At 52.9% G+C, this 7,993-nt stretch carries 6 protein-coding genes; all 6 read right to left on the reverse strand.

What is annotated here, in order from left to right; genetic code table 11:
• Nucleotides 1-6: 6 nt before the first annotated feature.
• Nucleotides 7-2,205 carry a bifunctional (p)ppGpp synthetase/guanosine-3',5'-bis(diphosphate) 3'-pyrophosphohydrolase gene (locus JDF658_RS12165; protein WP_079907831.1) on the reverse strand — a complete coding sequence of 733 codons (2,199 nt, stop codon included), beginning with the start codon at nucleotides 2,203-2,205 and terminating at the stop codon, nucleotides 7-9.
• A gap of 36 nt (nucleotides 2,206-2,241) precedes the next feature.
• Nucleotides 2,242-2,754 carry an adenine phosphoribosyltransferase gene (locus JDF658_RS12170; protein ID WP_078665350.1) on the reverse strand — a complete coding sequence of 171 codons (513 nt, stop codon included), beginning with the start codon at nucleotides 2,752-2,754 and terminating at the stop codon, nucleotides 2,242-2,244.
• On the reverse strand, nucleotides 2,751-5,162 hold the full coding sequence (gene recJ / locus JDF658_RS12175) for a single-stranded-DNA-specific exonuclease RecJ (RefSeq protein WP_079907833.1): 2,412 nt from the start codon (nucleotides 5,160-5,162) through the stop codon (nucleotides 2,751-2,753). Before recJ ends, JDF658_RS12170 begins: the two co-directional genes overlap by 4 nt.
• Nucleotides 5,163-5,180: 18 nt before the next feature.
• Nucleotides 5,181-6,110 (reverse strand): cation diffusion facilitator family transporter, encoded by a 930-nt coding sequence (locus tag JDF658_RS12180; RefSeq protein ID WP_078665352.1) that lies wholly within the window; start codon nucleotides 6,108-6,110, stop codon nucleotides 5,181-5,183.
• A 109-nt stretch (nucleotides 6,111-6,219) separates the two neighbouring features.
• Nucleotides 6,220-7,074 (reverse strand): protein translocase subunit SecF, encoded by an 855-nt coding sequence (gene secF / locus JDF658_RS12185; protein ID WP_242946679.1) that lies wholly within the window; start codon nucleotides 7,072-7,074, stop codon nucleotides 6,220-6,222.
• 19 nt (nucleotides 7,075-7,093) lie between these two features.
• On the reverse strand, nucleotides 7,094-7,993 hold a 900-nt coding region (secD, locus tag JDF658_RS12190; RefSeq protein WP_242946677.1), incomplete at its 5' end, for a protein translocase subunit SecD.

The raw sequence follows: 7,993 nt of genomic DNA on the forward strand, positions 1-7,993 counted from the left end.
TTCCTCCTATGCCCCTGGTGCGGTCCGCCGAATCTCATAAACATCCCGCACCTTGCGAATGCGATTGATGATATAATTTAGCTGTTCCAGCCCCTTGACCTCCAGGACCAGCTCAATGGCTGCCTGGTTATTGCGCAGGCTGCGGGCTGAAACGGAATTGGCCGAAATCTTCAGATCCGATAGCACTGCCATGACATCAGACAACAGTCCGGCCCGATCCATGGCTGCTATTTCCAGTTTGACCTGGTAATTATCAGTATATCCCTGTTCCCAGGTAACTTCAATAATTCGTTCTTTTTCCGTCTCCTGAAAATTAACCACATTATGACAGTCAGCCCGATGAACCGATACCCCTTTACCCCGGGTCACATAGCCTACGATGGGATCGCCGGGTACAGGGCTACAGCAGCGGGCCAGGCGCACCAGCAGGTTGTCCATTCCCAATACCATGATGCCCTGGTTGGCCCGGCCTCCCCCTTTCCAGGGCCTCACCACATCCTGGGCCTCCTGCAATTCACTGGCTGCGGTTTTGGGGCGCTGGGCTTTTTCCCGCTCCTCCTTGAGTTCCTTGATTTTGTTCAAAACCTGGACAGCCGTAAAAGTGCCATCCCCAACCGCAGCCAGCAAATCCTCTGGCGAGCTGACGGTAAACTTGCGGCAAATCTCCTGTATTCTCTCCTGTTTAATATCCTCCAGTTCCAGCCCCGCTTTGCGGGCCTCTTTTTCCAGCAGCTCCCGGCCGCGCAGGATATTCTCTTCCCTTTTCTCCCGCTTAAACCATTGTTTGATCCGGTTTTTGGCCTGGGGAGTCTGCACCAGCTGCAACCAGTCCCGGCTGGGAGCTGCCTGCCTGCTGGTAATAATTTCCACAATATCCCCGTTTTTTAACTTATAATCCAGGGGGACAATCTTGCCATTGACCTTGGCCCCTACACAGCGATGCCCCACATCGGTATGAATGCGATAAGCAAAATCAATGGGTATCGAACCGGCAGGCAGTTCTATTACATCCCCTTTGGGAGTAAAAACAAAAACCGATTCATCAAAAAGGTCAATTTTAAGGTTTTCAATAAACTCCTTGGCATCCCCCAGCTCCCGTTGCCACTCCAGAATCTGCCGTAGCCAGGTCAGCTTCTCATCCAGTTCTCCCGGTTCCTTGATGCCCTCCTTATAACGCCAGTGGGCCGCAATCCCGTATTCGGCAGTACGGTGCATTTCCCAGGTGCGAATTTGCACTTCCAGGGGTTCACCATTGGGCCCAATCACTGTGGTATGCAAGGACTGGTACATATTCTGCTTGGGCATGGCAATATAGTCTTTGAAACGGCCCGGCACCGGCGTCCAGAGGGTATGGACAATCCCCAGGGTGCCATAACAGTCCTTGACATTATCCACAATTACCCGCACAGCAATCAGGTCATAGATTTCCGACAGATCCTTCTGTTGTTGCCACATTTTCTTATAGATCGAATAAAAATGCTTGGGCCGCCCGGAAATTTCAGCCCCAATCCCCACTGCCGCCAGTCGTTCCGACAATTCCTTTATTACCTGATTGATCAGTGCTTCCCGTTCAGTCCGCTTTTTGGCTATCCGCTCCACCAGTTCGTAGTACATCTCCGGTTCCAGGTAGCGAAGAGAAAGGTCCTCCAGTTCCCATTTGATGCGGAAAATCCCCAGGCGGTTGGCCAGGGGAGCATAAATATCCAGGGTTTCGGCAGCGATTTCCTTTTGCTTGCGGGGTGATTGAAACTTGAGAGTGCGCATGTTGTGAAGGCGGTCAGCCAGTTTAATCAGAATTACCCGAATGTCTCTGGCCATAGCCAGCAACATTTTGCGCCAGTTTTCCGCCTGTTGTTCCTCCTTGGAGCGGTACTCAATCCGGCTCAGCTTGGTCACTCCATCTACCAGCAAAGCCACTTCATCCCCGAATTCCTGCCGGATCTCCTCCAGGGTCACCTCGGTGTCTTCTACCACATCATGCAATAAAGCAGCCGCTATGGTTACCAGATCCAATTCAAGCTGGGCCAGGATATAGGCTACTGCCAGGGGATGGGAAATGTAGGGTTCCCCTGACTGTCGTACCTGGCCAGCATGGGCTGCCGCCGCTTTTTGATAAGCTTTTTCCACCAGACTCAAATCGGCCTGGGGGTTAAAATTGCGGATTTTCCGCACCAGGTCCTGCCAGCATTTGGTTTTATCCGCCATCTCCCATCCCCTCCTTTCCTGGCAGTTACTCTGCATTTAGTACTGGACCAGGGAAAAAACCTCTTTATCCCCCAGTTGTTTGCGCCCTTCCAGATAAGTAAGTTCAATCAGGAAGGCCAGCCCTACTACCTGCCCTCCCAGTTTTTCCACCAGTTCCACCGCTGCCCGGGTAGTACCACCGGTGGCCAGCAGGTCATCAACCAGTAAAATTCTTTGACCTGGCTGAATGGCATCCAGATGGATTTCCAGGGCATCTTTACCATATTCCAGCCCGTATTCCATTTTCGCAGTTTCAGCCGGCAATTTGCCGGGTTTACGTAAAGGAACGAATCCACAGCCCAGTTCATAGGCTACCGGGGTGCCGATAACAAAGCCGCGGGCCTCCGGGCCTACTACCAGATCGATTTTTTCATCCCGGAAACGGTTGGCGATTTCCTGAACTGCAGCCCTTAGGGCCTGTCCATCTCTGAGCAGAGTAGTAATGTCCTTAAAACGAATACCCGGTTTAGGGAAATCAGGAATGATGCGAATTTTATCTTTAAAATTCACTTTAGTGCCTCCTTCAGCCAGTTTTCAAAATCATTATAATGCCAGGACCTCAGTTTTTGCAACCAGCAATCCAGCTCCTGTCGCCGCTGTTGACACTCAAGATACAAAGGCGATGCAGTCAGATCTTTTTTGCGGGCAGGCAGGGGTTTTTTGCGCAGCTGCCAGTACAGGCCCTCGCGCCGTAACTCCACCAGGTCCAGTTCGGCAAAAATCCGCCAGGCCATTTGCCAGCCAGGTGCAGGAGCCAGATCAGAATAAAATTCCGGCGTCTCCCGGTAGTAATTGGCCAGTCGTTCCCGGTCAGGCCAGTGTTCCTCTGCCAGTCTGCTCAGTTCCTCCAGCTCCCTGGTGCCATAAAGGAGCCAGAGCGGCCGCCCCGGGACCAGACTGGCCAACCAGAGAGCCAATTCCGGCGTAGCAGGCGGATCATAAAAGAGTACACCAGCCCAATCCTTTCCCTGTAATCGCTGGTCCGGCCGGGACACAAAACCGATATCTTCCAGGGAGCGATTCCGAAGCAACTGCTGCAAAAACTCCCCTTTCGCCGGGTCAGTAACATACACCAGCCAGGGCCCCCTCCCCTCCGGCAAGTTAGCCAAAAAGGCTGGCCGATCGGCACACTGACGCTGGTCATTCACCTGCCAGTTCCCCTGTCCTCCTAATGAAGGAAGCACCGGCTGCCAGAAGGGAGAGCTTTGATAGGGGTTGTCTCCCCGCCAGCTATTTTTCAGATCCTTAACCTGGGCCTGGACCAGCCGCTGCCCATTCCATTCATTTATATCAGGCACAAAAGCAATGTCCAGGCAGCCACTGCCAGCGGCAATTTCCCTTACCATATGGCCCAGTTGCCAGGCTACTGCCTGTTGTCGCTTTGCGCCTGTCCCTTCTAACCACAAACGCAGATGACTGCCTTCTCGCCCGATGGCCCGGACCTCCAGTACTCGCCCTTTGCGCAAAGCCAGGACCGGGATAGGGTTACCATAGCCATAGGGTTCTAACTGAGCCAGTTCCTGTACCAGCTCCTCCGTCACCTGTCCCCAGGCCACTTCCCCTTCAACAAGCAAGTCAGGCACCAGGTCCATTTCCGTTAGCCAGGTATTGGCCAGTTCATTCAGCTGTTCCCGCAAGCGGGGGATCTGATTCCGGTTCAGGCTTAGACCAGCAGCCATCGGGTGTCCGCCAAATTTTGTCAGCAAATCCCGGCACTGGCTCAAAGCTGAAAACAGGTTAAATCCGGGAATGCTGCGCCCCGAGCCTTTGGCTTCATCTCCCTCTAATCCCAGTAACAGTGTGGGGCGATAATATCTTTCCACCAGCCGGGAGGCAGCTATTCCCAGTACTCCATGATGCCAGTCCGTTTGAGCCAGCACCAGTACCCTGTCCCTGGCCAGGCAACCCTCCTCTTCTACCAGGCGGCAGGCAGCCTGGACAATCTGGTTTTCAATCTGCTGCCGTTCCCGGTTGGTCCGGTCCAGCAGACTGGCCATTTCCAGCGCTTCACTTCCCTTTTCTGTTATCAATAAACGCACCGCCATCTCCGCCGAACTAAGGCGCCCGGCTGCATTGAGCCGCGGCCCAATCTGAAAGGCCAGCTGTTGAGCTGTAAGTCCCACTGGCTCAATCCCCGCCACCTGGCAGAGAGCCACCAACCCCGGCCGGGGCGAGTGACGCATGCGTTCCAGACCAGCTTTTACCAGCAACCGATTCTCTCCGTGCAAAGGAACCAGATCAGCTACAGTACCGATAGCGGCCAAATCCAGCAAGGCCAGAGCCTTTTCCCCCAGCAAGGCCTGTGCTAGTTTGAAAGCAATCCCCGCACCGCATAAATCCGGCCAGGGATAATGATTATCCGGTCGTTTGGGATTGACCACCGCTTCTGCTGGCGGTAGCTCCCCCTGTAATTCATGGTGATCGGTAATGATCACTTTCATTCCCAGTTCCCTGGCCCGTACTACCTCCTGGAAAGAGGCTATCCCGCAGTCCACTGTGATCAGCAGCCTGGTGCCCTTTTGCGCCAGCTGTTCCACCGCTGCCAGATTCAACCCATATCCTTCCGTAAACCGGTTGGGCAAATAGTAGTCTACCCTCTCCCCGGCCAGAGGCTTTAAGGCCAGATAGAGCAAAGCGGTTGCTGTTACACCGTCGGCATCATAGTCACCGTAAATGGTGATTTTCTCCTGTCTCTGTAGAGCCTGTTGCAAAATCTCCAGGGCCTTTTCCAGATCAGGTAATTCCAGCGGATTGCCCAGATCGGCAATACTCCCACGCAAGAACAGGTGAGCTGAGGTTAGATCAGTTATGCCCCGGTTCAGCAGGATTCCGGCCAGCAAAGGGGAGATCCCCAGCTGCTGAGCCAGAATTCGGGCCCGGTCAGGATCGGGCCGGGCAAGACGCCAGCGTTTATGCACACTCTCCCCACCTTTATCTCAATCTTGTCTCCCTTCCAGCTCACAGTCATCACAATCAAAACAGCGGGTAGAGCCGTGGGTACAGGGCTCCACATGGATAACGGCATGGGTATTGGGCAATACCTCCTGAATCCGCTGTTCCAGATGGTCGGTAATTTCATGCACCCGGCTAATAGACCAGCTCTGAGGCACTACCAGATGCAAATCCACAAACCGCTCTGAGCCAGCTTTGCGGCTGCGCAGCTGGTGGTACTCCAGGTAATAGTCCCGGTGTTTTTCCAGAATCTCAATGATTTTGTGCTCCTCCTCTTCCGGTAAGCGCGTATCAATAATATCCACAAAGGCTTCTTTAGTCAGATCCCAGGCCGCTTTCAAAATCAGCAGGGCGACGATAATCGCGACCACAGCATCCAGCCAGGCCCAACCCGTTACAGCCATCAGCCCCAGACCGAGCAACACCCCGGCGGAAGTATAAACATCAGTACGCAGATGCCAGGCATCCGCTGCCAGGGCAACGGAATCGGTCTCCCGCGCCACCTTGAATAAATGGGCTGATATCAGCCAGTTTACTCCTGCCGAAAAGGCCATAACCAGCGCTCCCAGCCCCAGCTTTTCCACCTCACCCCCCCGGAACAGTCGGAGTACAGCTTCATAGATTATATACAGAGCAGCGGCAAAAATCAGGACCGCTTCAATAGTCCCGGAGACATTTTCCAGCTTGCCATGTCCATAGGGATGCTGTTCATCCGGGGGTTTATTGGCTTTTTTAATGGAAAAGTAGGCGATCCCAGCTGCCGCCAGGTCCAAACCACTGTGAATGGCTTCTGAAATAACGGCTACCGATCCCATCCAAAGTCCAACTGCCAGTTTTGCCAGCACCAGCAAACTATTGGACAAAACCGAAAGTCGGGCAGCCTGTAATTTGGCTAATCCGGCTCCACCGGCCATAATATCCCCTCCGATATTGCAAAATAAAAGCCGCGGGTGCCCGCTGTACCAGACCCGCAGCCATATAGGCTCACTATTATTTTACATGCTTTCAACCCTCTTATGCAAGCTATGCTTTTTTAGCATAGCGGCGCAGATCAAACCAGAGGGGGCTGGCCGTACAGATGGAGGAGTATGTCCCACTTAAAACCCCAATCAACATGGCCAGAACGAAATTGTATATGGTTTCCCCGCCAAAGACCAGCAAAGCCACCAGCACGAATACCACAGTCAGAACGGTATTGATGGTCCGGCCAAAGGTCTGATAAATACTGGAATTGATTACATCCTCTACTTCCTGATCCTTGCGGCGTTTCAAAAGATTTTCCCGAATTCGGTCAAAAATGACAATAGTATCATTTATACTGTAACCGATGATAGTCAAAATCGCTGCTACAAAGGCACTATCCACTTCCAGCTGTAACAGGGAAAATACCCCAATTACCACCAGCACATCATGAAGCAGGGCAGCAATGGCACTGAGTCCAGACCAGAATTCAAAGCGCCAGCTGATATAAATGATCATCAATACAATCGCAATCCCCAGGGCCAGCAGGGCATTGCGCAGCAATTCCTTACCGATCACCGGCCCTACCTTGTCTTCCCGGCGCAGGTTAAAGTCACCGGTCTTTTCCCTGATAGCCTTTAGCACCTCATCTCGATCCTTTTCCGCTAAAGCTACTGTCCGAATCAGAATCCGATTCCCTTCGGCAGCCTGAATCCCGGCATTGCCCAGGCCTTTTTCCTTCAGAGCTGCCCTAACCTGTTCAATGGCCGGCACTTGCTTGTATTCCAGTTCCAGCAAAGTCCCGCCGGTAAAATCTATCCCCAGATTCAATCCCTGCCAGACCAGGGATACCAGACCTGGAACGATAATCAGCAATGAAATGATATACCAGACCAGGCGAGTTTTGACAAAATGCACGCGCACGCTACTGCACCTCCTAAGCCCCGAATAGTTTGCTGTTCTTAACTCCGGCATCGGCAATCAGCCGCAACATCCAGCGGGTGAAAGAAATAGCGGTAAACATACTGGCCACAATCCCCAGGGCCAGGGTGACCGCAAACCCGCGAATGGAAGCTGTGCCCAGGAAATAGAGGACAGCAGCAGCAATCAAAGTAGTAACATTGGCATCCAGAACGGTGGTAAAGGCCCGATTAAATCCGGCCTCAATGGCCGTCCGGACGGTTTTGCCCGCCCGCAGTTCCTCCTTAATGCGTTCATAAATGATAATATTGGTATCCACCGCCATACCCAGCGAAAGGAGGAAACCGGCAATACCCGGCAGAGTCAGGGTAGCATTGAGAGCTGCCAGCAATCCTAATACCAGGAAGGCATAGACCACCAGGGCAAAATCCGCCACCAGCCCCGGTAGACGATAGAACAGAATCATAAAGACCAGAATAGCCACCAGGCCAATTTCCCCGGCCAGTATGGATTTATTGAGAGAATCCGCCCCCAGAGTGGGCCCTACTACCCGTTTTTCGACAAATTCCAGATCCAGTGGCAGCGCTCCGGCCCGCAGGAGTTTGGCAATATTCTCAGCTTCTTCCACAGTACGATTACCGGTAATGCGGGCCTGCCCATTGGTAATGGGCTCCTTTACGACCGGATTGGTCAGCAACTGCTCGTCCAGATAGATGGCAATGGGCTTGCCCACATTTTTGGTAGTAATCTCAGCAAATTTCCTGGCTCCTTCAGAAGTAAAGGTCAGGTTAATCTCCGGCTGGTTTGAATAGGGGTCTATACTGGTTTGCGCAGTTTTCAGGTCTTCGCCGGTCAAAACTGTTTTCCCGTCAGCAGTTTTAAAGCGCAAAACCGCAGTTTTACCGATCAGGCGAAT

Origin of the sequence: Carboxydocella sp. JDF658, assembly GCF_002049395.1 — a bacterium.
Classification (GTDB): domain Bacteria; phylum Bacillota.

Bases quoted from the DNA above. Each gene is read 5' to 3' on its own strand.
- JDF658_RS12165 (WP_079907831.1), bottom strand. From the start codon at position 2,205: ATGGCGGATAAAACCAAATGCTGGCAGGACCTGGTGCGGAAAATCCGC.
- JDF658_RS12180 (WP_078665352.1), bottom strand. From the start codon at position 6,110: ATGGCCGGTGGAGCCGGATTAGCCAAATTACAGGCTGCCCGACTTTCG.